Below are 24,714 nucleotides of genomic sequence, written 5' to 3'. Positions count from 1 at the left end.
CGAGGGGCCCGGTGCTGCGGATCGGCGTGCTGGGCTGCGCGGACATCGCCGGGCGGCGCATGCTGCCCTCGATGGCCCGCCAGCCGCTCGTCGAGGTGACCGCCGTGGCCAGCCGCACCCCCGCCAGGGCGCGCGCGTTCACCGACCGGTTCGGCGGCACGCCGGTGACCGGCTACGCACGGCTGCTGGAACGCGAGGACGTGGACGCGGTGTACCTGCCGCTGCCGCCCGAGCTGCACGCGCAGTGGACGCTGCGGGCGCTGGCGGCCGGCAAGCACGTGCTGTGCGAGAAGCCGTTCGCCCTGCGGTACGCCGACGCGGACAAGGCGGTCTGTCTCGCCCGCGAGCGCGGCCTGCTGCTGATGGAGAGCTTCATGTTCCTGCACCACTCCCAGCACGCCCGGGTCCGCCGGCTCCTCGACGACGGGCTGATCGGCGAACTGCAGCTGTTCGGCTCCGAGTTCGGCATCCCGCTGCGCCGCGAGAGCGACGGCACCCATCGGCGCGCCAGCACCCTGCCCGAGGTCGCCGCCTACCCGCTGCGCGCCGCCCGGCTCTTCCTGGGCCCCGGCCTGCGGGTGGCCGGCGCCCATGTCCGCGCGGCCGGCCCGCACGGACCCGCCCCCGCCGGCGGCGCCCTGCTGACGGCGCCCTCCGGGGCGGCGGCCCAGCTCGCCTACGGCGTCGAGCACGCCTACCGCAGCGGATACGACCTGTGGGGCAGCCGGGGACGGCTGCGCCTGGAACGCGCCTTCAGCACCCCCGACGAGCATGTGCCCGTCCTGCACGTCGAACGCGGCGCCGGCGTCGAGGAGATCCGCCTCGCGCCCGACGCCCACTTCACCAACATCGCGGGCGTCTTCGCCCGCGCCGTCCTCGACGGCGAGGACTTCACCCCGCACACCGAGGCCGTCCTGGACCACGCCCGGCTCGTGGACGAGGTCGAACAGGCCGCCGCCCGCCCGGCAGCCCCCTGACCGCCCCCTCCCCTCCCCCGGCACCCTCCTTGCGGTCCCTTCCTCCGGCCGGCCGCCACCTGACCGGCGGCCGTCACCGCGCGGCGGGGCCGGGGGCAGGAAAGCGGCCCGGCACGCACCGAGTGCGTGCCGGGCCGCCCGCGTCCGCAGGGAACGCCCGCCAGGGATGCGCTCACGCCTCCTGGCCGGCGTGGATGTCGACGCCGAGCTGGCGGAAGAGACCGGCCATGTCCAGCTGGTCCCAGTGCTCGGCCAGCAGCCCGTCCTCGACCCGCCAGAAGTCGATCGACTGGAAGCTGAGCGGACGCCCGGTCGCCTCGACCCCGAAGAACGTGCCCCGGTGGGTGCCGGAGTACTCGAAGCGGCCCGCGATCCGGTCCCCCTCCACGACGAGGTCGTGGGTGACGACCTTCACGTCGGGGAACGCGGCGAAGATCTGCTCCCAGAACGCCGTGTTGGCCTCGATGCCGTCCTCGACGACCGGGTTGTGGTCGATGTGCCCGGGCGCGGTGTGCGCGCTCATGGTGCTCACGTCATGACTGTTGATCATGTCGACGAAGCGCTGGACGAGTTCACGGTGGTTGGCTGCCATGCCTGTGCCTCTCTGGGCTCGCGTCACTGGACGGGCGGGCGAGGACGCCCCCACGGGTCACCCCGGGCACACGCCGCCGGCCGCCGCCCACCGAGGATCCCCATCGCGTCTCGAGCCGCCCTGGAGGCCGCCTGTGGGCCCGGCCCATCCCCGATCCCGGCTCAAGTGCCCGCTCCTAGCGTCACCTTCATGAAGGCTCTCGTACTCTCCGGCGGGGCCGGAACCCGCCTGCGCCCCCTCACCCACACATCCGCCAAGCAGCTGGTGCCCGTGGCCAACAAGCCGGTGCTCTTCTACGGCCTGGAAGCGATCGCGGACGCGGGCATCACCGAGGTCGGGATCATCGTCGGGGACACCGCCGACGAGATCACGCAAGCCGTCGGCGACGGCTCCAAGTTCGGCCTCGCCGTCACCTACATCCCCCAGTCCGCGCCCCTCGGGCTGGCCCACGCCGTCCTCATCGCCCGCGAGTTCCTCGCCGACGACGACTTCGTCATGTACCTCGGCGACAACTTCATCGTGGGCGGCATCTCCGACCTGGTCGACGCCTTCCGCGCGCAGCGGCCCGCCGCCCAGATCCTGCTCACCCAGGTCTCCGACCCGACGCAGTTCGGGGTCGCCGAATTCGGCCCCGACGGACGGATCGTGGGCCTGGAGGAGAAACCGGAGCACCCCAGGAGCGACCTCGCGCTCGTCGGCGTCTACCTGTTCACCGACGCCGTGCACGAGGCCGTCCGCGCCATCAAGCCGTCCTGGCGCGGCGAACTGGAGATCACCCACGCGCTGCAGTGGCTGATCGACCACGACCGCGACGTCCGCTCCACGACGATCTCCGGATACTGGAAGGACACCGGGAACGTCGGCGACATGCTGGAGGTCAACCGGTCCGTCCTGGAACACGCCGAACCCCGCATCGAGGGCGACGTCGACGACACCAGCGAGATCATCGGCCGGGTACGGATCGACGAGGGCGCCCGCGTCACCGGCTCCCGCATCGTGGGCCCCGCCGTCATCGGCACCGGCAGCGTGATCACCGGCTCCTACGTCGGCCCGTTCACCTCCATCGCCCCCGACTGCCGCATCACCGACAGCGAGATCGAGTTCTCCATCGTCCTGGACGGCTCCTCGGTGCACGGCGCCCGCCGCGTGGAGGCCTCCATCATCGGCCGCAACGTGGAGGTGACCCCCGCCCCCCGGATCCCCGCCGCCCACCGCCTCATCCTCGGCGACCACAGCAAGGTGCAGATTTCCTCATGACCACCACACGCATCCTCGTCACCGGCGGCGCGGGGTTCATCGGCTCGCACTACGTGCGCACCCTGCTCGGCCCGGCCGGCCCCGGCGACGTCCACGTCACCGTCCTCGACAAACTCACCTACGCCGGCAACCCCGCCAACCTCGACCCGGTCCGCGGCCACCCCGGCTTCCGCTTCGTCCAGGGCGACATCTGCGACACCCGCCTGGTCGCCGAACTCGTCGCCGGACACGAGCAGATCGTGCACTTCGCCGCCGAGTCCCACGTCGACCGCTCCATCCTCGGCGCCGCCGAGTTCATCACCACCAACGTGCTCGGCACCCAGACCCTCCTGGACGCGGCGCTGCGCCGGCCCGGCGGCCGCGCCCGCTTCCTGCACGTGTCCACCGACGAGGTCTACGGCTCCGTGGCCGAGGGATCCTGGCCGGAGAGCGACCCGCTGCGGCCCAACTCCCCCTACGCCGCCTCCAAGGCCTCCTCCGACCTGGTGGCCCTGTCCTACCACCGCACCCACGGCCTCGACGTACGGGTGACCCGCTGCTCCAACAACTACGGCCACCACCACTTCCCCGAGAAGGTCATCCCGCTGTTCGTCACCAACCTCCTCGACGGACACCGCGTCCCGCTGTACGGGGAAGGACTGAACGTACGGGACTGGCTGCACATCGACGACCACGTCCAGGGCCTGGAACTGGTCCGCACCGGCGGCCGGCCCGGCGAGGTCTACAACATCGGCGGCGGCACCGAACTGAGCAACAAGGAACTGACCACGCTGCTGCTGGATCTGGCCGGAGCGGGCTGGGACAGCGTCGAGCACGTGCCCGACCGGCTCGGCCACGACCTGCGCTACTCGGTGGACTGCGGCAAGATCTCCCGCGAGCTGGGCTACCGGCCCCGCAAGGACTTCACCCAGGGCCTGGCGGAGACCTTCGCCTGGTACCGCGACAACCGTTCCTGGTGGGAACCGCTCAAACACAGGGCCGCCCTGTGACCGCGTGAGCCCCCGGCGGCCCCGCGGCCGCGCACCGACCGGTGCCCCGAAAACCCCTGCGGGTCTTCGGGACACCGGCATGCCTGCGGCGGCGGACCAGGAGCCGGGTTCGGCCCGGGCCTGGGCCGGGTCCGGACCGTCCGGGTCCGGGCCGCCGTGGCGCCGGCGGCCTCCCCCGTCGGGTGAGGCACCCCTGCGACAGCACGCGCCGCACCATGGGCCAAGAGAGCGTGGGGCGGAGCCGGAACACCGGGCCGCCCGAGGGCCAGCCGGGAACGGGCGCGGGTCCTGTCGGGGTCGGGAGAGAGGGCAGCCAGGGCCGGACCAGGGGTTCACCAGGACCGGGTGAGGGGTCCGCCGGACCGGGCAGGAGCCCGCCGGAACGGGCCAGGGCCTGCCGGGACGCCGGGACCAGGGTTGTCTGGCGACGGGCCACCGCGCCCGGGGCCCAACGGCACCCGGACGGTGGGCCGTCGAACCGGGGCCCCGGCTGCGGCCCGCGGCGAGCGCGCATCGGCGTCCCAAGTGCCGGAGCGTGCGTCCGGTGACGAGCCCGGCGGCGCGCCGCGCGGGGCGCGGGGCCCGCTCCCCCGTTGGCGGCGGCCCGCCATCGCCAGGGCCCAACGGACCGCTGTCGGTGAGCCGTTACGGCTGCGACTCGCGGTGAGCGCGCACCTCGGCATCCCGGGCGCCTGGGCGGTGCGTCCGGTGACGAGCCCGGTGGTGCACCGTGCGGGGCCGCGGGGCCCGCTCCCCCGGGTGCCGGGGGTCGGCGCGACGGGCTCGGCCGTGGCCGGGGCGGGGCGGAACGTGGGCCCGCCCCTCCTGCGTTCCCGGGCGCCGTGGTGACGGGCCCGGCCGGCCGTGGACGTGCGGGCGCGGGAAGGAACTCGCCCTCCTGGGCGCCGGGTTCGGGCGCGTGCTGTCCCGCGTGCGCGGGTGCGGCGTTCGCCGTGGGCCGGGGCGCGGTGCCATTCGGTCCGGTGCCGGCGCGCGGTGCCGTTCCGCCCGGTGCCGGCGCGCGGTGCCGTTCCGCCCGGTGCCGGCGCGGGGTGCCGTTCCGCCCGGTGTCGGGGCGGGGTGGCGGCTGCGGGCGTCCCGGGGCGGGGTCAGCGGGTGAGGTGTTGGGGGTGCGGGAGTTGCCAGGAGGGGCCGTAGGAGGTGAGGGCCTCTTCGTAGGTGGGCAGCAGGCCGCGTTCGACGGCCTCGGACAGGCTCGGGGCGGTGGCGTCCTTCTCGGAGCGGATCAGGCCCGTGGTGGTGGGCCAGGGGATGCCGATGGCCGGGTCGAGGGCCTGGATGTCGACCATGGTGCCGGGCACGTACTCCTCGGAGCACAGATAGTTCATGCAGGTGTCGTCGGTCAGGGCGAGGAAGGCGTGGCCGAGGCCGTCGGCGAGGTAGACGCCGATGCCGGAGCCGGCCTCCTGCAGGGTGGTGTCGAACATGCCGAACGTCGGGGAGCCGACGCGCAGGTCGACCACCACGTCCAGGGCGGCGCCGCGGACGCAGGTCACCAGTTTCGCCTGGCCGGGCGGGAGGGTGGTGCCGTGGATGCCGCGCAGCGTGTCACGGTGGGAGACCGAGAAGTTGACCTGGCGGACGGTGAACGGCTGGCCGCTGCTTCCGGTCAGTTCGCCCATGCGCCAGGCCTCGAAGAACCGGCCCCGGTTGTCCGGGAGTTGCGACGGCGTGATCCGGAAGGCGTCGCGGACCTTCATCTCCTCAATGGCCATGCTTCCTCGGTTCGGGTCGACGGAACGGGGTCCGCGGCCGGTGGGGCCCCGGACCCCGGGTGGGTGTGCGGGTCAGTGCAGCGGTGCCGGGGTGTTCTCCCCCGCCGGGGCGTGCTGGTCGGCGGCCGGGGTGTGGTGCCGGCCGGGCGGCGCGGCCGGGGCGGCGGCGGGCGCGGCGGCCGGCCGGCGGGAGGGGGCGAGCAGCATGGAGAAGGTCGCCAGGGCCACCGCGACGGCGCCCACCCACATGGCGGGGACGAGGCCGTCGACGAAGTCGCGCGGGGAGGCGTAGCCGCCGTTGGCGCTGAAGATGGAGGCGAGCAGGGCGACGCCGAGGGCTGCGCCGACCTCGCGGGTGGCGGCGGTGACGCCGGAGGCGATGCCCTGTTCGTGTTCGGCGACCGAGCCCATGGTGAGGTTCATCAGCGGGGCGTAGAACAGGGCCATGCCGGCGCCGCAGATCATCAGGGAGGGCAGCTGGGCGGCGTAGGAGACGTCCGGTTCGAGGACGAAGGCCCAATAGACCATGCCGGCGGTCATCATGGCGAGGCCGAGGGTGACCACGGGTTTGCCGCCGATGCGGTCGGAGACCATGCCGCCGATGGGGGCGACGACCATCGGCATGGCGGTCCAGGCCAGCAGGCGGACGCCGGCCTGCATGGCGGTGTAGCCCTGGATGTTCTGCAGGAACTGGGTCATCAGGAAGATCGCGCCGAACATGCCGACGGACATCAGGGCGCCGGCCAGGTTGATCGCGGTGAAGGCGCGGTTGCGGAACATGCGCATCGGCACCATGGGGTGTTCGGTGTGGTTCTCCCAGGCGACGAAGACGGCCATCACGGCGGTGCCGCCGATGAGGGCGCCCAGGACCTGCGGGGACGTCCAGCCGTCGCCGTGGCCCTTGATGAGGCCCAGCACGATGCCGAACAGGCCGAGGCTGGCCAGGGCGGTGCCGACGGCGTCGAGGCGGGAGTGGGCGATGCGGCTCTCGGCGAGTTTGCGGAAGGACAGCGGGGCCAGGGCGAGGCCGATGGGTACGTTCAGCCAGAAGATCCACTGCCAGGACAGGTGTTCGACGATGGCGCCGCCCACCAGCGGGCCGGCGGCGATGGACAGTCCGTTGACGGCGCCCCAGATGCCCAGGGCCGCGCCGCGTTTCTCGGCGGGCACGGCGGCGGTCAGCAGGGTCACCGACAGCGGCATGATGATGGCGGCGCCGACGCCCTGGACGGCGCGGGCGGCGACGAGTTCGTTGATGCCGGGGGCGAGGGCGGCGGCCGCGGAGGCGGCGGTGAACAGCAGCAGGCCCAGGCTGAAGACCTTGCGGCGGCCGAAGCGGTCGCCGAGGGCGGCGCCGAACATCATCAGGACCGCGAAGGACAGGGTGTAGGCGTTGACCGTCCATTCCAGGTCGGTGAGGCTGCCGCCGAGTTTCTCCCGGATGGTGGGCAGCGCCGTGATGATGACGAGGTTGTCCAGTCCCGCCATGAAGGAGGCGAGGCTGGTGGTGAGGATGGCCCAGAAGACCACCCTCTTGGTTTCACCGCCCGGGGATGGGGGGTTGACGGTGCTCATCGAGCATCCTTTCTGGAGGCTGGTCAGTGCGAGATGCTCCTCGCCGTGACCTGTCCGGCCTGCGCCGGCGCACCCGGCGCCACCGGGCCGGTCCGGCGCCGACGACGCTACGGACGCGTACTCGACTCCTCCTCGAGCGCCGGTGGGCGCGGGCCCCGCGGCGGGCACGGCGGCGCCGCGGGGCCCGCGTACCGGTGTGGGTGCGCGGGCTCCGCGGCGGGGGCGGCCGGGCCGGGGGCCGGTCAGGCGAGCTGGCGCTGGAAGGTGGCGATGTCGAAGTAGAGGGTCTCGTCGACGAGGACGTCGCCGTCGAAGTGGAAGAAGACGGCGACGGGGGCGTCGATGGACTTGCCCCGGTTGGGTATGCCGCGCCAGTCGGCGTGCTGCTTGCCGCGTGCCTGGGCCTCCAGGATCACCGCGGTGGGGGTGTGGTGGACGTGGTGCAGGTCGTGCTCCAGGTCGGGGAAGGCGGCCTTGAGTTCGGCGAAGTAGCCCTTCTTGATGGCTTCTTCACCGATCAGCGGTCCTTCTTCGAAGGCCTGGATGCGGTAGACGCCGCCGCGCGGGAAGGTGGCCAGCACGCCGTCGATGTCCCAGGCGATCTCGGCGACCGTGTGCTGCAGGACGACCGCCTCGCGCTTCTTGCGCAGTTCGGCGTCGGGCTGCGGGAGATCCGCGCCGGGCAGGGTGAATTCGTGTGCTTCGGTGGCCATGACCATTCCTCCACGCATCGGCCTGTTCGGTTGCCGCCGACGCTAGGGCGGCGCGCTCGCTCGGGCCTCGTTTCCGGCTCGAACCGCCTGGTGCGGGGCCTCTTGGTGCGGGGCCTCTTGGTGCGGGGCCGGTTCAGGCGGTGGGCTGGAGGCGGGGGGTGTCCTGGGGCGGGCGGTAGGTGGGGCGGTAGCCGCAGGCCAGGCCGAGCGGGGCGAGGAGCAGGCACAGGCCCATGTCGAGGGGGAAGGGGCGGCCGGTGACGACGCGGTACTCGTCGCGGAAGGCGAGGGCGAGCAGCGGCATCTGCAGGCGGGGGGTGCCGTCGGGGCGCAGCCGGCCTTCGTTGGTCAGTCCCCACAGGGTCTCGAAGACGGTTTCGGTCTGGTAGGCGGGGGTGGTGCGCCAGATGACGCGGGTGGTGTCGGGTCCGGGGTTCCACATGGAGTGGACGGCGCCCGGGGGGATGTGGAAGTCGGCGCCGGGCTCGTACTCGTGGAGGGTGCCGTCGAGTTGGAGGCTCAGGCGGCCGCTTTCCAGGCGCATGTGTTCGGTCTGGCGGGGGTGGTAGTGCTGGGGCGGTTTGATGACGGCGGGCGCGTATTCGACGGCGACCTCGACGTAGGCGCCGCCGGTCTCGGCGGCGGTGGTCAGGAAGGTGAGGGTGTCCTTGCCGAGGCGCAGGGTGTCTCCGGGGCGGGCCATCGGGTGCCTCTTCTCGTCCGGTGAGGGGGGTGGCGGGGTGGGTCAGGCGGTGCGGGTGGTGGGGTGGCGGGGCAGTCCGAAGCAGGCGGTGAGGAGGTTGAGGACGCCGATGCCGGCGGCGATCCAGAAGCCGAGGTGGAGGCCGTCCAGCCAGGCCAGGGCGGGGGTGGTGTGGGCGGTGAGTTCGCTGGTGGTGCGGGTCAGGGCGCTGGTGGCGACGGTGGCGACGCCGAGGGAGGCGCCGACCTGGAAGGCGGCGACCAGGACGCCGGAGGCGATGCCCTGCTGGTGGGGCGGGATGTCGGAGACGCCGTGCACGTTGACGGGGATGCCGCAGCACTGCATGGAGGCGCCCAGGATGAGCAGGGCGGGCAGCAGGTGCAGGAGGTAGTTGCCGTGGGCGGGGGCCTGGGTGAGCAGGAGCAGGCCGAGCAGGGAGCCGGCGGCGCCGGCGAGGTAGACGGGGCGGGGGCCGGCGCGGTGCATGACGCGGGTGGCGGGGGCGGTGACCAGGATGGCGACGATGCCCAGGGGCAGGAACGCGAAGCCGGAGGCGAGGGTGGAGTAGCCGAGGGTGCGTTGCAGGTAGTAGCTGCACAGGAAGAGCACGGAGGCCTGGACGGCGCTGGTCAGGACGCGGCCGAGGCCGGCGGTGGCCAGGGAGCGGGTGGCGAACAGTTGCAGGGGCAGCAGGGGGTCGGCGGCGCGGCGTTCGATGAGGAGGAACGCGGCGAGCAGGGTGAGGGCGGCGGCGGCCGGGGCGAGGACGTAGGGCGGGGAGGCGGCGCCGTGGTCCTGGATGTTGACGATGGCGTAGACGAGGGCGGCCAGGCCCGCGGTGACGGTGGCGGCGCCGGCCAGGTCGGGGCGGGAGCCGCGGACGGCGGTGTCGGGGCGGCCGCGGGAGAGCAGCAGGACGCCGGCGACGGCGACGGCGCCGAAGGGGAGGTTGATGTAGAAGATCCAGCGCCAGCTGAGGCTGTCGGTGATCAGGCCGCCGGCGATGACGCCGAGGGTGCCGCCGAGGCCGGCGAGTGCGGCCCAGACGGCGAGTGCGGTGGTGCGTTCGCGGCCGCGCGGGAAGGTGGTGGTGACCAGGGACATCGCGGCGGGTGAGAGGAAGGCTGCGCCGCAGCCCTGCAGGGCGCGGGCGGCGATGAGCAGGCCGGCGTCGCGGGAGAGGCCGCACAGCAGGGAGGCGGCGGTGAACAGCAGGGCGCCGAGGAGGAAGGTGCGGCGTCTGCCCCAGCGGTCGGCGGTGCGGCCGCCGAGCAGCATGAGGCCGCCGAAGCACAGGATGTAGGAGGTCAGGACCCATTCGATGGCGGTGGGGCCGGCGCCGAGGTCGCTCTGGACGGCGGGCAGGGCGAGGTTCACCACGGTGGTGTCCAGCAGGACCATGAACTGGGCGAGGGCGACGAAGACGAGCAGGCGCCAGCGGCGCGGGTCGGCCGCGGCGGCGTCGGTGTCGGTGTCGGGGGTGCGGTCCTGGGTGCGGGCGGCGGGGTGGTCGGTGGTCATGGCTCCCTCTCGGACGGGTCTGTCTCCCGCCCCGCCCCGGCGCCGCCCCTGGGGGCTGGTGTGCGGGGCGGGGGCGGCCCGGTCAGGCGGCGGGTGCCTCGATGTAGCTGAGGGCGTTGTAGATGGTGCGGTCGGGGTCGGTGATGGCGCGCCGGCCGTGCATGACGCGGGTGTTGTCGATGACGGCGGCGTCGCCGTCCTGCCAGTCGAGGTTCTCGGTGAGGCGGGCGGTGACCTCTTCGACCTCGGCGAGCAGGGGGGCGGGCAGTTCGGTGGTGTCGGCGAAGGTGATGGTGGGCTTCTCGTAGTTGAAGGAGGGGCCCAGGATGCTGTTGGCGAAGGAGGGGCGGGGGCCGAAGACGGTGGGGCCGGCGGCGGGGGTGCGGAAGGAGTAGCGCACGCCGCCGTCGTCCTGGGGGGTGATCTCGGTGCCGGGCAGCTGTCCGGCCAGGGCGAGGAGTTCGCTCACCTGGATCCGGTCGGCGGGCTTGGTGCGGCCCAGCAGGTGGTGGGCCATGGCCCGCCACTGGGGTTCGCCGACGTAGCGGCTGTAGACGATGTCCTGGGCGGCGAAGGCGGTGCGGGCCTGCTCGCTGAGGGCGTCCCAGACGCGGTAGCCGTCGCAGACGGTGGTCTGGGAGCCGGTGGAGGCGGCCTTCTCGCAGAAGAACCAGGCGAGGTGGGAGCGGAAGGGGCTGTTGCCGTTCTCGGTGTGCAGGCCGACCTCGTCGAAGCCCGCGTCGACCTTCTGGGCGACCTCGGAGTAGAAGTCGCGGGCGGGGTCGAGGGTGGTGGAGGTGGAGGTGTTCTGGACCAGGGCGGTGAAGGCGTCCATGTCGGCGCCGAAACCGCGCAGCAGCAGGAACCCGGCCTGGGCGAGGAGGTCGCGCAGTTCCTTGGGGTCGATGGCGTCGAGGCCGCCGGGGCCCGCGGGCTGGACCAGCAGGCCGCTGCCGGTGCCGTAGGGCGTGGTCTGCACAGCCGTACTCATGCCTTCTCCTTGTTCTGGTTGCTCGGGGACGCCGCGGCCGTGGCGGGGGCCGGGCCGAGGACGTGGTGGCGGATGACGTCGCGGCGGGGGCGTCCGGTGACGGTGAAGCAGGTGGCGTAGGCGGGGTCGTCCTCGGACATGAGGTGGACGACGGCGGCGCGTTCGATGCCGGAGAGCCTGCGCCGGCCGAATTCGGTGATGCGGCCGCGGGCGGTGTCGGGGTCGAGGGCGGCGTCGATGACGAACAGGCCGTGCACGTCGTCGAGGCCGTCGGCGATGACGGCGGCCTCGCGGACGAAGCCGAGTTCGCGGTAGCGGGCCTCGACCCATTCGGGGGCGACGTTGCGGCCGCCCGCGGTGATGACGAGGTTCTTCTTGCGTCCGGTGATGCGCAGGTAGCCGTCGTCGTCGATCTCGGCGAGGTCGCCGGTGTGCAGGCGGCCCTGGTCGTCGACGACGACGCTGGAGGGGTCCTCGCGGGTGTAGCCGGCGAACAGGGAGGTGCTGCGGATGAGGAGTTCACCGTCGTCGGCGAGTTCGGCGTGGACGTGGTCCAGGGGGCGGCCGACGGTGCCGAAGCGGACTTCGCCGGGGAAGTTCCAGGACACCACGGAGGAGTTCTCGCTCAGTCCGTAGCCCTCGTGGACGGTCAGTCCGTGGGCGTGCAGGCGCTGGAGGATCTCGGGCGGGACGGGGGCGCCGCCGCAGGCGATGAAGACCGGGCCGTCGTGGCCGAAGATCCGCCGGTGGCGTTCGGTGACGCTCTCGGCGGGCTGCTGGTCGCACACGGCGAGGAAGAGGCCGGCGACGGTGGGCGGGACGACCAGGGCGGTGGGGCGGGCCGCTCGCAGCAGGGTGAGCATGCGCGGTGCGGCGTCGGCGGCGGTGCCGACCAGGGCGGTGCCGGGGGGCAGGAAGGAGACCGAACCGCCTGCCAGGAAGGGCATGTAGAGGCCGGCGACCTGTTCGATGAGCAGGCTGAGGGGGACGATGGACAGGTACCGCTCGAAGATCGCCGGGCGGGTGCGGGTGCGCAGCGAGGTGAGCAGTGCGTCCAGGCCGTGCCGGCGGATCTGTACGCCTTTGGGGGCGGAGGTGGTGCCGGAGGTGTGGATGACCTTGACGACCGCGTCGTGGTCGGGGACGGGCGGGTGCGGGACGGGGGGCCGGGCGAGCAGGGCGGGCAGGTCGAGGGCGGTGGTGGGGCAGCCGGCGGGCAGGACGGGGTCGGGGGTGTCGGTGCTCCAGCGGGCCAGGGCCGCGCTGCCCGCGGTGTCGGTCAGGCACAGGTCGGCGCTCTCCAGGAGGGAGGCGGCCTGCTGGGCGGTGAAGGCGGTGGGTACGGGGATCTCCACGGCGCCGGCGAACAGGGCGGCGAGGTCGGCGACGACCCATTCCGGGGAGTTCTCGGCGAGCAGTCCCACCCGGGCGGGGCGGCCCAGGGTGCGGGCCAGGCCGGTGAGGTCGGCGGCCAGGGCCAGGGCGGTGCGCAGGAGGTCGCGGTAGCTGTGGGTGGTGCCCTCGCCGCCGTCGGCGGCCAGGACGCGCACCATGACGGCGTCGCTGTCGGCCTGCCGCAGCAGTCCGCGGGCCAGGGACAGGGGTGCGGTCTCAGGCGGCACGGGTCAGCACCCCCTGCTGTGCCGGGCGGTTGCTCAGCAGCCGCATGTCGACCGAGGTGAAGCAGTAGCGGCCGATGGCGGCCAGCAGCAGGGTGGACTGTTCGGCGGCCTCGGCGTAGCCGACGACGGGCCGGGTGTCGTAGTAGGTGCCCCAGGAGGCGCGTTCGTCGGCGGGCAGCCGCTCCAGGGAGGCGTCGGCGAGGGGGTGGAAGACGCAGCCGAGGCGCTGCATGAGCGCGGCGAGCCGGCCGGTCATCGTCATGACGGCGTACGGGCGGCCCAGGCAGGCCATGATCAGCGGGATCGCTTTGATGATCTCGGCGCCGGCGGCGGCCCGTACGGAGGCGATGGAGCCGATCTGCAGGACCTGGGAGCGTTTGACGGGGGCGCCGACGGCCTGGGTGATGACGTCTTCGACGGGCGCGTCGAGATAGCGCTCCAGCAGGATGGTCTCTTCCTCGGGGAAGGACAGGCCGGCGCAGGCGAGGACTTCCTCCTGGCCGTCGGCGGCGGTCTCGAAGAAGGCGAGGAAGCCGTCCGGGTCGGGGGTGATGCTGGCCCGGTACTGCTTGGCGAAGACCAGCCGGGCCAGGTCCGCGGCGGTCTGCCAGTCCGGGGTGCCGCGCTCGGACAGGGTGATTCTCATGTGCTGCGCTCCCTAACGGGGTGGGGTGGGACGCGAGGCTCACTCATCGCCCGAGCACCGCGGAGTGGTGCGCGGCCGGCCGGGCGCTGAGGGCGAGTTCCGCGGCCCGCAGGGCGCTGTTGATGGAGGTCTCGGCGAGGATGCCGGGGGCGGCGACGCTGTCGCCGGCCAGGAACACCCCGTCCCCGCGGTCGACGGCGGGCCGGTCGCGCCAGCTGAGGCCGGGCAGGTCGAGGGCGCCGGTGCGGCCCCGGGAGACGCCTTCGCGGCGCCACAGGATGCGCTGCTGCCAGCCGGGGGTGGTCAGGTCGAAGAGTTTCTCCAGCCGGGCCAGCGCGTCGGCCTTCGACTCGCCGGGCCTGATCGGCATCTGTCCCTGGAACAGGGCCTGGCCCTCGGGGGCGAGGGAGGGGTCGTGGTCGGAGTACTGGGAGGTGAAGCCGCCCTCGTCCATGTCGAAGGAGACGTTGCCGTCCTTCTTGGAGTGGGTGACGGCCATGTCGAGCAGGGCGGCGGTGCCGCTGGGCCACTGCAGGGAGTCGTCGCCGAGCAGGCTGCGGGCGGCGGCGAGGGAGGTGGCGACGATGACCGGTCCGCCGGTGGGCAGTTCGGTCAGCCGGGAGCCGGTCTCGATGACGACGCCGCGGGCGCGGGCGACGCGTTCCATGCGGGCGATCAGCGCGCCCCAGCCGCCCATGAAGTAGCGGCTGGGCAGCGGGAAGCGGGGGGTGCCCACGCGCAGCAGGCGTTCCCACACGAAGGCCGCGGAGAGGCGTCCGGGGTCGCCGTCGAAGAGGATCGGGCCGAGGAAGCCGAGGGCTTCGTCGACGGTCTGCTGGGCGAAGCGTTCGCTCGCCCAGTCCTGGAAGGAGCGGTCGACGGGGACGTCGATGCCGCGGTGCATCCAGGTCATCCGCATGTAGCCGCCGGGCAGGGTCATCCGCAGCCGGCCCTGGTGGCGGAAGCGCATCCGGGTCCACTCGTGGAAGGACAGCCGTACGTAGCGGCCGGCCAGTCCGCGCTGCAGCAGCCAGTGCCAGGCGTCGCCGTTGTCGAAGAAGGTGTGCGGCCCGTCGTTGGTGACGTAGGGGCCGGAGGCGGAGCGGGCGCGGCCGCCCGCGTGGGAGTGGGCCTCGTGGACGGTGACGTGGGCGCCCTGTTCGGCGGCGGAGATCGCCGCGGTCAGGCCGGCCAGTCCGCCGCCGATGATCGTGATGTTCGCCATGGTTGTCGCTCTCACTCGTCTTCGAAGGTCCGCGGCCGGTCGGGGTTCAGCCGTCGAGCGTGGCCATGGCGCCGACGGGATAGCGGTCCCCCACCGTGGAGCCGTGGGGGGCGATCTCGTCGAGCGCCCTGAGGTCGTCCGCACTCAGGGTCACGTCGCTCGCGGCGAGGTTCTCCTGCAGGTACGGGACGCGCTTGGTGCCGGGGATGGCGATGACGTCGTCGCCCTGGGCGAGCACCCAGGCCAGGGCGAGCTGCCCGGCGGTGATGCCCTTGGACGCGGCCAGGTGCTGCAGCCGTTCGACGACGTGCAGGTTCTGGTCGAGGTTGCCCTGCTGGAAGCGGGGCGCGATACGGCGGAAGTCGTGTTCGGCCAGCCCGTCGAGGCTGCGGATGCGGCCGGTGAGCAGGCCGCGGCCCAGCGGGCTGTAGCCGACGAAGCCGATGCCCAGTTCGCGGACGGTGGCCAGGACTCCGTTGGCCTCGACGTCGCGGGTGGACAGGGAGTACTCGGTCTGTACGGCGGCCAGCGGGTGCACGGCGTGGGCGCGGCGGATGGTGGCGGCGGACGCCTCGCACACGCCGAGGTGGCGGACCTTGCCGGCCTGGACCAGTTCGGCCAGCGCGCCGACGGACTCCTCGACGGGCACGGCGGGGTCGACGCGGTGCAGGTAGTACAGGTCGAGGTGGTCGGTGCCCAGCCGGCGCAGGGTGCCCTCGACGGCGGTACGGATGTAGTCGGGGCGGTTGTTGAGGCGGCCGGTGATGGTGCCGTCCTCGGTGACCTCGTTGCCGACCTTGGAACAGACGACGACGCCGTCGCGGCGGCCGGCGATGACCCGGGCGACGAACTCCTCGTTGCTGTGCGGGCCGTAGAAGTCGGCGGTGTCGAGGAGGGTGACGCCCAGTTCCAGTGCCCGGTGCGCGGTGCGCAGGGCCTCCTGCTCGTCGGCGGGGCCGTAGGCGAAGGTCATGCCCATGCAGCCGAGTCCCTGTTCGGAGACCGCCGGCCCCTGGCTGCCGAGTGTTCGTTGCCGCATCATCGGTTCCTTCCTGAGCCGTGCGGGCGGGTGCCGTCCCGGGTACGGCCGGTTCCGGCACCACCCGGGAATTAGCAGTGACAGTATTGATGCCCTTGCTAGAGAAGTACTGGGGCCGGGTGGCCTGCGGCCGGCTCACCAGGTCCGGGACTCCTGGAGCCGGGGGCGCCGACTGCCCCCGGCAGGGGGGCTGTTGACCGGCACCGGTTTCCTTGAGCCCCGGGGGCGCCTGCGGGCGTCGGCTCCGCGATCCGGGAAACCGCCCGCCGGGGGCCGGTCTTTATGCGCCGGGGCGCCGACTCCCCTCGGGCGGGGGGCCGTTGACCGGCACCGGTTCCCTTGAGCCCGGGGGGGCGCCTGCGGGCGTCGGCTCCGCGATCCGGGAAACCGCCCGCCGGGGGCCGGTCTCCATGCGCCGGGGGCGCCGACTGCCTCCGGGCCAGGGGCCGTTCAGGTGCACCGGGTCGGGTGCCGCGCCGGTTGCCGGGCGCGCCCCGGACCGCCCTGGCCGTGGCATCCCGGCCGGGACAGGGAGCCGACTCCGCCGAGCCGAGGCCTGTTCACCCCTGCGGGCCCTCGCGCAGGAGTCGATCCCCCGTGGTCCGGGGCCCGTTCACCGGGTTCAGCTCCCGGTCCGGAGGCGTTCGAGGAGAGGTGTCCCTCGGGCGGAGGCCGTTCACCGCATCACTCCCCTGGCCCCCGGGCCCGTCCACCGCGTCACCGGTCGGCCCGGGCGGGGACCGGTCCGGGCGTACCGGCCCCCGAGGTTCGGGCTCCGGCGGCCCGTCCGCCGGGGGCGGGCCGCCGGGGGGGCGGCCGGTTGCCGGTCGGTCGGCTGGGGCCGCCCGTCGGCGGTCAGTCGGCGGTGGTCAGCTCGGTGGTGACGGAGGTCCAGGTGTGGGCCGTGCCGGTGGTGGTGCTGTCGGCGAGGCGGGACCAGGGGTCGGTGCCGAGGATCTCGGTGGCCTGTTCGCGCAGCCACTGGTCGAAGGGGTCGGTGGAGGTGAGCAGGCGGCGGGCGGCGGCCTGCGGGTCGCGGGCTTCGATCTGGTGGACGAGGACGTCGTGGCCGTCGAGCGGGCGCAGGTCGAAGGACTCCTGGAGGATGCCGGCGCGGCGCCGGGAGGTCTCGTAGGCGTGCAGCCGGGGTCCGGCGAGCTCGGTCTGCAGGCGGCGCCAGCCTTCGGCGGCGCCGCCGGTCAGGGTGAGCAGGGTGCAGGCGCCGGTGACGGCGCGGCGGGCGGCGGCGCGGGCCGCGGTGCGGGCGGCGGGGGCCAGCCGGCGCATGCCGAGCACGGCGAGCATGTTGGACTCCACGCCGATGCCCCAGCGTTCGGCGATCAGGCCGTTGTCGAGCAGCCGCCACACCACGACGCCGTTGAACTCGATGACCTGTCCGGTGGGGGCGGCGCCGAGGAAGTCGCCGAGGTGGGTGCCGCGCCAGGTGTTGTGGATGACGACGTGGTCGCCGTGGGCGCTCATGTCCTGGATGGTCACGTGCAGGTCGGGGAAGCCCTCGCGCAGGCCGGCGATGGTGTAGCGGACTCCTTCGAGTCCTTCGGGGGCTCCGGGCAGCGGCTGGTGGTCGACCATGTCGGGGCTGTAGATCTCGTCCACGACCGAGAAGTCGCCCTGGTTGACGAAGGCGTCGAAGACCCGGCGGATGGTCTTCTTGTTGCGCTCCTCCACGCTCTGTGCGGTGCGCACCGTCTCTTGTATCGACACGTTCCATCCTTGTGGTGTCGGCGCCCGCGGGGGGCGGGTCGGGGCGGGCGGGGGCGGGCCGGGGCCCGTCACCGGCCGGGGAAGGGGGCGTCCCAGGTGAGGGTGAGGCCCGCGTACACGTAGCGGCTGGCCTCGATGGCGAGGAGCAGGACGGTGTCGCCGGGGGTGATGCGGCCCTGGCTCCAGCCGGCGTCCAGGGCCAGCGGGACGGCGGCGGAGCCGGTGGCGCCGACGTCGGTGAGGTTCTCCACGATGGTCTTGCTCAGGGTGGTCCGGTCGGCGTCGGACAGTCCGGCGGTGCCGTACTCGCTGGCGAAGTACTCGGCGTTTCCCTCGGGCAGGACGCAGGCGTCGATGTCGTCGAGGGTGAGGCGGGAGCGGTGGAGCATGTCGTGGATGCCCTCGACGAAGACGCGGGGGCCGAAGCGGGCGGTGCCGGGGATGTCGAGGCGGATGTCCATGAGGCGGGGGCGGCGCTGCTGTTCGGCGAGGGGGGCGTCGGTGCCGCCGCCGATGATGTGCATGCCGGGTTTGCGGGTGCCGCCCAGGGAGCGGGTGGCGAAGACGGGGCGCGGGCGGCCGGCGGCGGAGCCTTCCTCGCCGGCGCGCAGCACCATGGCGCCGGCGCCGTCGCCGAAGGTGTAGACGGTCAGGCGGTCGCGCATCCGTACGCGTTCGGGTTCGCGGCCCAGGAAGACGGGGGCCAGCAGCGGGGAGACGGCTTCGGCGCCGATGACCAGGGCGGTGGCGTAGGTGCCGTCGGCGAGCAGGCGGCGGGCGATGTCGAGGGCTTGGACGGCGCCGACGCAGCCGGCCCTGACCTCGATGACGGCGCAGCGTTCCAGGCCGAGTTGTTCCTGGACGTAGGTGGCGGCGACGGGCAGCAGGTAGTCGGGGCTGGCGGTGGAGACGACGATGAGGTCGATCTCGTCGGCGCCGACGCCGGCCCGGTCGAGGGCCTGGCGGGCGGCGGCGGTCGCCATGGCGGAGGTGCTGGTGGTGTGGGCGCCGGTGCGGGGGTCGGTCATCCAGTGCCGGCGCTGGACCTGGATGCCGTCCAGGACGTCGTCGGGCAGCGGTCCGCAGACGCGGGCCAGGGCGTCGTTGTCGAGGGCCTCGCCGGGCAGGTGGGCGCCGGTGGCCAGGACGGACACGTGGCGTTCGGCGGGGGGCGGGGCGGGGGTGTGGGGCATGGTCAGTTCTCCGTTGCGGGACGCAGGACGAGGCTGATGTGGGTGCCGCCGAGGGAGGAGCTGTTGATGAGGACCGGGCCGGCGGTGGTGTGGTGCTGCCAGCCGGTGACGGCGAGGAGGGCGGCGAGCTGGGCGCCCGCGCCGACGGGTTCACCGAGGGTCTGCTTGGGGGTGTGCACGGGGCAGCCGGACGCGGCGGCGAGCCGGCCGGTGGCCCGTGCCTCGGGGGCGTCGGCGCGGGTGAGGCCGGCGGCGTTGGCCCAGATCGCGGTGATGTCGCGGGGGTGGACCCCGGCGTGGCCGAGGGCCGCGTGCATGGCGCGTTCGACGCCGTCGCCGTCCTCGTCCCAGCGTCCGACGCCGGCCGCGTCGCCGGCGGTGCCGTGGCCGGCGAACTCGGCCAGGATGCGGGCGCCGCGGGCACGGGCGCTGGACTCGCGTTCCAGGACCAGGGTGATGCCGGCCTCGGCGAGGGTGTAGCCGGTGTCGGTGAACAGCGGCAGGCCGCGGTAGGCGGTCAGGACGCCCGGGGAGAGGTCCTCGACGGCGGGGCACAGGACGGCGTCGGCGCGGTGCTGCAGCAGCAGGTCGTGGGCGACGGTCAGGGCGGAGGCGCCGGCCGCGTGGCCGGTGGTCACGGTGGAGGTGGGGCCCTTGGCGCCGACGTGCATGGCGACCTGGCCGGCGGCGGCGTTGAAGACGGTGTTGGGGAAGACGGCCGGGCTGCCCTCGGCGGGGCAGCCGTCCAGGACGGGCAGCAGGAAGTCCTCGATGCTGCGCATCGGGCCGAGCCCGGTGCCCAGGACGACGCCGGTGTGTTCGTCGGCGTCCAGTCCCGCGTGGGCGAGGGCGGCGCGGCAGGAGGCGACGGCGAGCTGGGAGAGGCGGTCCATGCGGCGGCGGTCGCGGGCGCCGATGTGGGCGGCGGGGTCGAAGTCGGCGCGGGCGACGTGCAGTCCGTCCTCTTCGCCGCCCAGCCGTGTGCCGCGCTGCCAGGCCTCCCACAGGGCGTCCGGGCCTTCGCCGGCGGCGGTGATGGCGGCGCCGCCGGTGATGACGACCTTCTCCGCGGCGGGCGGGGCCGGTACGGAGAAGCGGCGGCCCGACGGCCAGCCGAAGGCGACGCAGGCGTTGGCGCCGGCGAAGGCGAAGTTGTTGGACAGGGCGGCGTTCATGGCCAGTTCGCGGCCGGTGTCGGGGACGGCGTCGAGTCCGCATTTGGGGTCGGTGCCGGTGAAGTTGGCGGTCGGCGGGGCGGTCTGTTCGACGAGGGCCTGGACGGTGACGATGGCCTCGACCGCGCCGGCCGCGCCGAGCAGGTGGCCGATCATCGACTTGGAGCTGCTGAGCGCGGTCTTGTCGGCGGCCTCGCCGAACGCGGCGCGCACGGCGTTGGACTCGGCGGAGTCGTTCTTGGGGGTACCGGTGCCGTGGCCGTTGATGTAGCCGACGTCCTGCGGGGTGATGCCGGCGGCCTTCAGGGCGCCGCGGATGGCGCGGGCGGCGCCTTCGCCCTCGGGGTGCGGGGCGGTGGCGTGGTAGCCGTCGGCGGACAGGCCGTAGCCCAGGACCTCGGCGAGGATGGGGGCGCCGGCGGCGCGTGCCACGGACTCCTCGGCGAGGACCAGCATGCCGGCGCCCTCGCCGAGGGAGAGGCCGTCGCGGTCCTTGGAGTAGGGGGCGGCGGGCTTGGTGGACAGGGACTGCAGGCTGGTGAAGCCGGCGAAGGCGGTCTCGGTGAAGGCGTCGCTGCCGCCGGCGAGCATCGCGTCCGCGCGGCCGGCGGAGATCGCCTCGGCGGCGTGGGCGATGGCGTGGGCGCCGGAGGCGCAGGCGGTGTTGACGCTCAGTGCGGGGCCCTTGAGGGAAAAGGCGCTGCTGAGTGCCTCGGCGATGGCCTGCGGGGGCACCAGCAGGTAGTGCCGGCCGTCGTCGGGGGGCGCGGTGCCCTCGCGGCTGCGGCGGGCGAGTTTCTCGGCGGTGCGCAGGCCTCCGTTGCAGGAGCCGAAGGCGACGCCCCAGCGTTCGGCGGGCAGCGAGGCGAGGCCGGCGCCGGCCATCGCCTCCTGGGCGGCGGTCAGCGCGAAGTCCATCGCCGGTTCGCGTTCGCGGCCGCCGAAGGAGGCGAGGTAGTCGTAGGCGGGCCGGGAGGGGTTGCGCACCTCGCCGCCGATGGCCGTGCCGTAGCCGTCCATCGGCATGCCGCGTACCGGGCCGATGGCGGAATGCCCGGCCCGGATGCCCTCCCACAGCGCCGTGGCGCCCTCGCCCTGGGCGGTCACGGCGCCGATGCCGCAGACCACCACGGTCCGGGGCCGGGCCGCGGCGTCCGGCCGGGTGTCGTGGTCGTAGACGTCGGTCATGGCCGCACTCCTTTCGGGGATGCCGTGTGGTGCGGGCATTCCAGCTGTTGCGGGTATCGCGGGTGTCACGGGCGTGCCAGGCATGCCCGGCGCGGCGGGTGCGACAGGCACGGCGGGCGGGGCAGGCACGGCGGATGTCGCGGACGGACCGGCCGCACCGGCTGTGCGGGCTGTGTCGGTGGTGTCGGGGGCCGCGGGTGAGGCGGGTGCGGCGGGGGTCCGTGTGGTGTGGGGTGTGCCGGGTGCCGGTGCGGTGTGGGGTGTGGCGGGTGCCGGTGCGGTGCGGGGTGTGGCGGGGGTGTCGGGTTGCCGGGTCACGAGGGCCGTCCCAGGGCGACGGCGACGGCCTGCCCTTCCAGGCCGCGGGCCAGGGCGAGGGCGCTGTCGGGGCGGGTGTGGCGGGGGCTGAGCGGGACGTAGTCGAGGTCGCACTCGGGGGCGGGGCGGTGCAGGTTGAGGGTGGCGGGCACGGTGCCGCTGTCCAGGGCGAGCGCGGCGACGGCCGCGTTGAGTGCGCCGGCGCCGCCGACCAGGTGGCCGGTCTGCGGTTTGACGCTGCTGATCTGGGCGGACTTGGCGGCGGTGCCGAGGGCGTCGTGCAGGGCGACGGTCTCGCTGGCGTCGCCCTGCAGGGTGGCGCAGCCGTGTGCGGCGATGTATCCGCCGTCGGGGAAGGGGCGTTCGGCGTCGCGCAGGGCGCGGCCGATCGCGCGGGCCAGGCCGCGGGCGCGGGGCTGGGGGCTGGGCGGGCGGACGCAGTCGTTGCCGGCGCCGAATCCGGTGACCTCGGCGTAGCAGTGGGCGCCGCGGGCCAGGGCGTGTCCGCGTTCCTCCAGGACGAGGAGGGCGGCGCCCTCGCCGAACACGGAGCCGGAGCGGTCGCGGTCGAAGGGGCGGAAGGCTTCCTGGCCGAGGTCGGTGCGGGTGCTCAGGACGCCGAGGCCGTCCATCTTGGACATCGCCCACCAGCCGGTGGCGTCGTCGTAGCCGCCGGCGAGGACGACGTCGGCCTCGCCGCGGCGTACGGTGCGCATGGCGCGGCCGATGGCCATCGCGCCGGAGTCGGCGGTGCCGGCGAAGTAGGCGTTGGCGCCGCGGATGCCGTACTTCTCGGAGATGTGGAAGGCGGCGGCGGGCTGCAGTCCCTCGACGAAGAACAGCGGGGCGACCACCGAGGAGGCGGTGCGGCCCAGCAGGTGCAGGTCGGGGGTGCCGTCGTCGGCGCGGACGGCCTGGAGCTGGGTGATGAGTTCGTCCATGCGGGGCATTTCCTTGTTGCTGCCGAGGAAGAGCCCGGTGCGCTGTCCCAGGTCGCTCTCGCCGTCCAGGCCCGCGTCGCGCAGGGCGAGGGTGGCGCCGGCCAGGGCCAGCTGGTCGCCGCGGCACAGCATGCGCAGGGTGCGCCGGCCGGCCCACTGGGCGGGGTCGAAGCCGTGGATCTCGGCGCCGATGCCGGTGCGCAGCGGGGCCGGGTCGTAGGCGCGCAGCGGGCCGATGCCGCAGCGGCCCTCCAGCAGGCTGTCCCAGGTCTCGGCGGCGCTCTGGCCGATCGCGGTCATCAGGCCGATGCCGGTGACCATCACGCGGCGGCGCTGCTCGCTCATGCTGTGCCCTCCCGGGTCGTGGTGGCGCCGGCCAGGGTCAGGGCGCGGACGGTGGCGACCACCCGGTCCCCGACCCGGGCGGTGGCCCGGCATTCGGTCTGCCGGGGGCTGTGCCGGCTCACCTCGACGGTGAGGTGCACCTGGTCGCCGGGGCCGACGAAGTGCTTGAAGCGCACCCCGCGCACGGCGGCCAGGTGCCAGGAGCCGGGGCCGGCGGCGGCGCGGGCCAGTGCGGTGAGGCTCTCCAGCAGCAGGACGCCGGGCAGGACGGGGTGGCGGGGGAAGTGGGCGGTGAAGCAGGCCAGGGTGGCGGGCACGTTGCGGACGGCCACGGCCCGTTCGCCCTCCACGAGTTCCAGCAGCCGGTCGAAGGCCGGCACCGCCTGGGCGCCGGCGGCCCGCGCCTGTGCCCGGGTGAGGGCGGCGGCCCGCACGGCAGCGGCGTCGTCGGCGGTGGTCTGCCCGGGGGCCGTGCGCGCGGGGGCGGCGCCGGTCCGGGGGGCGGTGGTGGTCATGTGTCCTCCCGCGGGGCGCCGATGACGAGGCTGGTGTTGCTGCCGCCGAACGCGAACGCGTTGATGAGGGCCGCGTCCACCGGCATCGGGCGGGCGGTGTGCGGTACGTAGTCGAGGTCGAGGCCGCGGTCGGGCTGGTCGAGGTTGACGGTGGGCGGGACCAGGCGGTGGCGGATCGCGCCGAGCGCGGCCAGTACGCCCAGGCCCAGGCTGGCGGAGGTGAGGTGGCCGGCCATCGACTTGGGGGCGCTGACGACCAGGCGGTGGGCGTCGTCGGCGAAGACCTTCTTGATGGCGACGGTCTCGGACTGGTCGTTGCCGTGGGTGCTGGTGCCGTGCGCGACGACGTAGTCGATGCCGCCGGTGCCCACGCCGGACTCGGCCAGTGCGGCCTGCATGGCCTGGATCGCGCCGGAGCCGTCGGGCGGTGAGTCGGTGATGCGCCAGGCGTTGAGGGTGGAGCCGTAGCCGAGGACCTCGCCGAGGACGGGTGCGCCGCGCTCGCGGGCGGCGTCCAGGTCCTCCAGGACCACGGCGACGGCGCCCTCGCCGACCACGAAGCCGGAGCGGTCGGCGTCGAAGGGCCGTGAGGCGTGCTCGGGGTCGTCGTTGTGGCGGTCGGTCAGGGCGCCCAGCAGGCTGAAGCCGAGCAGGTCGAGCCAGGTGGTCAGGGAGTCGTAGCCGCCGGCGACCATCAGCTGGGCGTCGCCCTCCTGGATGGCGCGGAAGGCCTCGCCGATGGCGTGCCCGGAGCCGGAGCAGGCGGTGGAGATGCCGATCATCGGCCCGGTCGCGGACATCATCCGGGCCATGGCGCTCAGCGGCACGTTCTGGTCGTCGGTCAGGGTGACGGCCGGCGGGTGGCACAGGAAGGCGTCGGGGCGGCCGGTGGTGGCGCGCAGGTGGCCGACGTCGAGGAGGGCCTGCAGTTCGGGCCGGCCGACGCTGGCGCCCATGGCGACGCCGCGCTCGTCGAAGGGGTACACGTCCTCGCCGAGTTCGTCGGCGCCCGCGTTGCGCAGCGCCTCCCAGGCGGCCGCGACGCCGAACTGGCCGACGCGGGAAAGGTGTTTGCGTCCCACCCGGGCGGGGATCGCCGTGGCCGCGTCGAAGTCCTTGACCTGGGCGGCGATGCGCACCGGGAAGCCGGAGGCGTCGAAGGTGGTGAGTCTGCCGACGCCGCTGCGGCCGGCGGCCAGTGCCTGCCAGGTGCTCTCGGCGTCGTTGCCGAGCGGGGTGACGGCCCCCACTCCGGTGATGGCTACACGGGTCATCCCACCGGCCCTCCGCCCTGCAGCTGGTGCGCCATGCGCCGGGTGTCGGCGGGGTCGTCGAGGCGTTCGGCGTCGATGAGCGCGCACAGGATGCCGCCGGCGCTCAGGACGTCCTCGCCGTCCGCGGTCACGGTGCCGTCCAGGAGGGCGGCCTCCTCGGTCATCGACTCGATGGTGGCCCGCATGCGCAGCACCTCTCCGGGGCGGACGGCGCGGTGCGCGGTGGCCTCGCCGACGGCGAGGAGCGCGGCACGCAGCCGGTGGTCGGTGGAGAGCATGATCAGCCAGGTCGCCGACTGGCACAGCGCCTCCAGGGCCAGTCCGAAGGGCATGGCCGGTCCGCTCCCGGTGTCCTGCCAGTAGCTCTCGTCGACGGAGGTGACCTTGCGCGCGGTGATGTGCTCCCGCGGCGTGAAGGTCTCGATCCGGTCGATCAGATGGAATCGCATCGTCG

General features: G+C 74.0%; 21 protein-coding genes. 3 read left to right on the top strand and 18 right to left on the bottom strand.

Annotation, left to right across the window (positions count from 1 at the left end; translation table 11 throughout):
• Positions 1 to 11: 11 nt before the first annotated feature.
• Positions 12 to 977, top strand: a complete 966-nt coding sequence (locus OG776_RS41295) for a Gfo/Idh/MocA family protein (RefSeq protein WP_329318132.1) — start codon at positions 12 to 14, stop codon at positions 975 to 977.
• A gap of 172 nt (positions 978 to 1,149) precedes the next feature.
• Here the strand turns inward: OG776_RS41295 and OG776_RS41290 are convergent, their stop codons facing one another.
• Positions 1,150 to 1,569: an ester cyclase gene (locus OG776_RS41290; protein WP_148009551.1), complete on the bottom strand. Its 420-nt coding sequence runs from the start codon at positions 1,567 to 1,569 to the stop codon at positions 1,150 to 1,152.
• A gap of 189 nt (positions 1,570 to 1,758) precedes the next feature.
• Here OG776_RS41290 and OG776_RS41285 point away from each other — a divergent pair, with 189 nt between their 5' ends.
• A complete protein-coding gene (locus tag OG776_RS41285) occupies positions 1,759 to 2,826 on the top strand; it encodes a glucose-1-phosphate thymidylyltransferase (RefSeq protein WP_329323603.1) in 1,068 nt (355 codons plus the stop codon).
• Positions 2,823 to 3,815 (top strand): dTDP-glucose 4,6-dehydratase, encoded by a 993-nt coding sequence (rfbB, locus tag OG776_RS41280; RefSeq protein WP_148009549.1) that lies wholly within the window; start codon positions 2,823 to 2,825, stop codon positions 3,813 to 3,815. Before OG776_RS41285 ends, rfbB begins: the two co-directional genes overlap by 4 nt.
• Positions 3,816 to 4,924: 1,109 nt before the next feature.
• On the opposite strand, the gene OG776_RS41275 is transcribed toward rfbB, so the two are convergent.
• From OG776_RS41275 to OG776_RS41195, 17 genes are all read right to left on the bottom strand, one after another.
• Positions 4,925 to 5,551 carry a dTDP-4-dehydrorhamnose 3,5-epimerase family protein gene (locus OG776_RS41275; protein ID WP_329318135.1) on the bottom strand — a complete coding sequence of 209 codons (627 nt, stop codon included), beginning with the start codon at positions 5,549 to 5,551 and terminating at the stop codon, positions 4,925 to 4,927.
• A gap of 72 nt (positions 5,552 to 5,623) precedes the next feature.
• The gene (locus tag OG776_RS41270) at positions 5,624 to 7,126 is read right to left on the bottom strand and encodes a DHA2 family efflux MFS transporter permease subunit (protein WP_148014790.1); all 1,503 of its coding nucleotides are present in this window, start codon (positions 7,124 to 7,126) and stop codon (positions 5,624 to 5,626) included.
• A gap of 242 nt (positions 7,127 to 7,368) precedes the next feature.
• Positions 7,369 to 7,839, bottom strand: coding sequence for an ester cyclase (locus tag OG776_RS41265; RefSeq protein ID WP_148014789.1), 471 nt, complete (start codon positions 7,837 to 7,839; stop codon positions 7,369 to 7,371).
• A 133-nt stretch (positions 7,840 to 7,972) separates the two neighbouring features.
• A complete protein-coding gene (locus tag OG776_RS41260; protein ID WP_329318139.1) occupies positions 7,973 to 8,542 on the bottom strand; it encodes a cupin domain-containing protein in 570 nt (189 codons plus the stop codon).
• 42 nt (positions 8,543 to 8,584) lie between these two features.
• Positions 8,585 to 10,063 carry an MFS transporter gene (locus OG776_RS41255; RefSeq protein WP_329318141.1) on the bottom strand — a complete coding sequence of 493 codons (1,479 nt, stop codon included), beginning with the start codon at positions 10,061 to 10,063 and terminating at the stop codon, positions 8,585 to 8,587.
• A gap of 82 nt (positions 10,064 to 10,145) precedes the next feature.
• Positions 10,146 to 11,054 (bottom strand): TauD/TfdA family dioxygenase, encoded by a 909-nt coding sequence (locus OG776_RS41250; RefSeq protein WP_329318143.1) that lies wholly within the window; start codon positions 11,052 to 11,054, stop codon positions 10,146 to 10,148.
• On the bottom strand, positions 11,051 to 12,676 hold the full coding sequence (locus OG776_RS41245) for an AMP-binding protein (protein WP_329318145.1): 1,626 nt from the start codon (positions 12,674 to 12,676) through the stop codon (positions 11,051 to 11,053). The genes OG776_RS41250 and OG776_RS41245 overlap by 4 nt, the downstream gene beginning before the upstream one ends.
• Entirely contained in the window at positions 12,666 to 13,322 is a 657-nt protein-coding gene (locus tag OG776_RS41240) for a thermostable hemolysin (RefSeq protein WP_148014878.1), read from the bottom strand. Before OG776_RS41240 ends, OG776_RS41245 begins: the two co-directional genes overlap by 11 nt.
• 43 nt (positions 13,323 to 13,365) lie before the next feature.
• Complete coding sequence (locus OG776_RS41235; RefSeq protein WP_329318148.1) at positions 13,366 to 14,562, bottom strand: phytoene desaturase family protein; 1,197 nt, start codon at positions 14,560 to 14,562, stop codon at positions 13,366 to 13,368.
• 31 nt (positions 14,563 to 14,593) lie between these two features.
• The gene (locus OG776_RS41230) at positions 14,594 to 15,586 is read right to left on the bottom strand and encodes an aldo/keto reductase (protein ID WP_148014876.1); all 993 of its coding nucleotides are present in this window, start codon (positions 15,584 to 15,586) and stop codon (positions 14,594 to 14,596) included.
• Positions 15,587 to 16,441: 855 nt separating this feature from the next.
• Entirely contained in the window at positions 16,442 to 17,311 is an 870-nt protein-coding gene (locus OG776_RS41225; RefSeq protein ID WP_329318151.1) for an ester cyclase, read from the bottom strand.
• 68 nt (positions 17,312 to 17,379) lie between these two features.
• Complete coding sequence (locus OG776_RS41220; protein ID WP_329318153.1) at positions 17,380 to 18,504, bottom strand: 3-oxoacyl-ACP synthase III family protein; 1,125 nt, start codon at positions 18,502 to 18,504, stop codon at positions 17,380 to 17,382.
• 2 nt (positions 18,505 to 18,506) lie between these two features.
• Positions 18,507 to 20,867, bottom strand: coding sequence for a beta-ketoacyl-[acyl-carrier-protein] synthase family protein (locus tag OG776_RS41215; protein ID WP_148014764.1), 2,361 nt, complete (start codon positions 20,865 to 20,867; stop codon positions 18,507 to 18,509).
• Positions 20,868 to 21,181: 314 nt separating this feature from the next.
• Entirely contained in the window at positions 21,182 to 22,471 is a 1,290-nt protein-coding gene (locus OG776_RS41210) for a beta-ketoacyl-[acyl-carrier-protein] synthase family protein (RefSeq protein WP_329318156.1), read from the bottom strand.
• A complete protein-coding gene (locus OG776_RS41205; protein ID WP_329318158.1) occupies positions 22,468 to 22,986 on the bottom strand; it encodes a hydroxymyristoyl-ACP dehydratase in 519 nt (172 codons plus the stop codon). The genes OG776_RS41210 and OG776_RS41205 overlap by 4 nt, the downstream gene beginning before the upstream one ends.
• Complete coding sequence (locus tag OG776_RS41200) at positions 22,983 to 24,260, bottom strand: beta-ketoacyl-[acyl-carrier-protein] synthase family protein (protein ID WP_148015009.1); 1,278 nt, start codon at positions 24,258 to 24,260, stop codon at positions 22,983 to 22,985. Before OG776_RS41200 ends, OG776_RS41205 begins: the two co-directional genes overlap by 4 nt.
• Positions 24,257 to 24,709: a 3-hydroxylacyl-ACP dehydratase gene (locus tag OG776_RS41195; protein ID WP_148015008.1), complete on the bottom strand. Its 453-nt coding sequence runs from the start codon at positions 24,707 to 24,709 to the stop codon at positions 24,257 to 24,259. Before OG776_RS41195 ends, OG776_RS41200 begins: the two co-directional genes overlap by 4 nt.
• Positions 24,710 to 24,714 lie beyond the last annotated feature (5 nt).

It is taken from the genome of Streptomyces sp. NBC_01689 (assembly GCF_036250675.1).
Classification (GTDB): Bacteria; Actinomycetota; Actinomycetes; order Streptomycetales; family Streptomycetaceae; genus Streptomyces.
The sequence above is the reverse complement of the archived record's forward strand: the minus strand, read 5'-3'. Positions and strand labels throughout refer to the sequence as shown.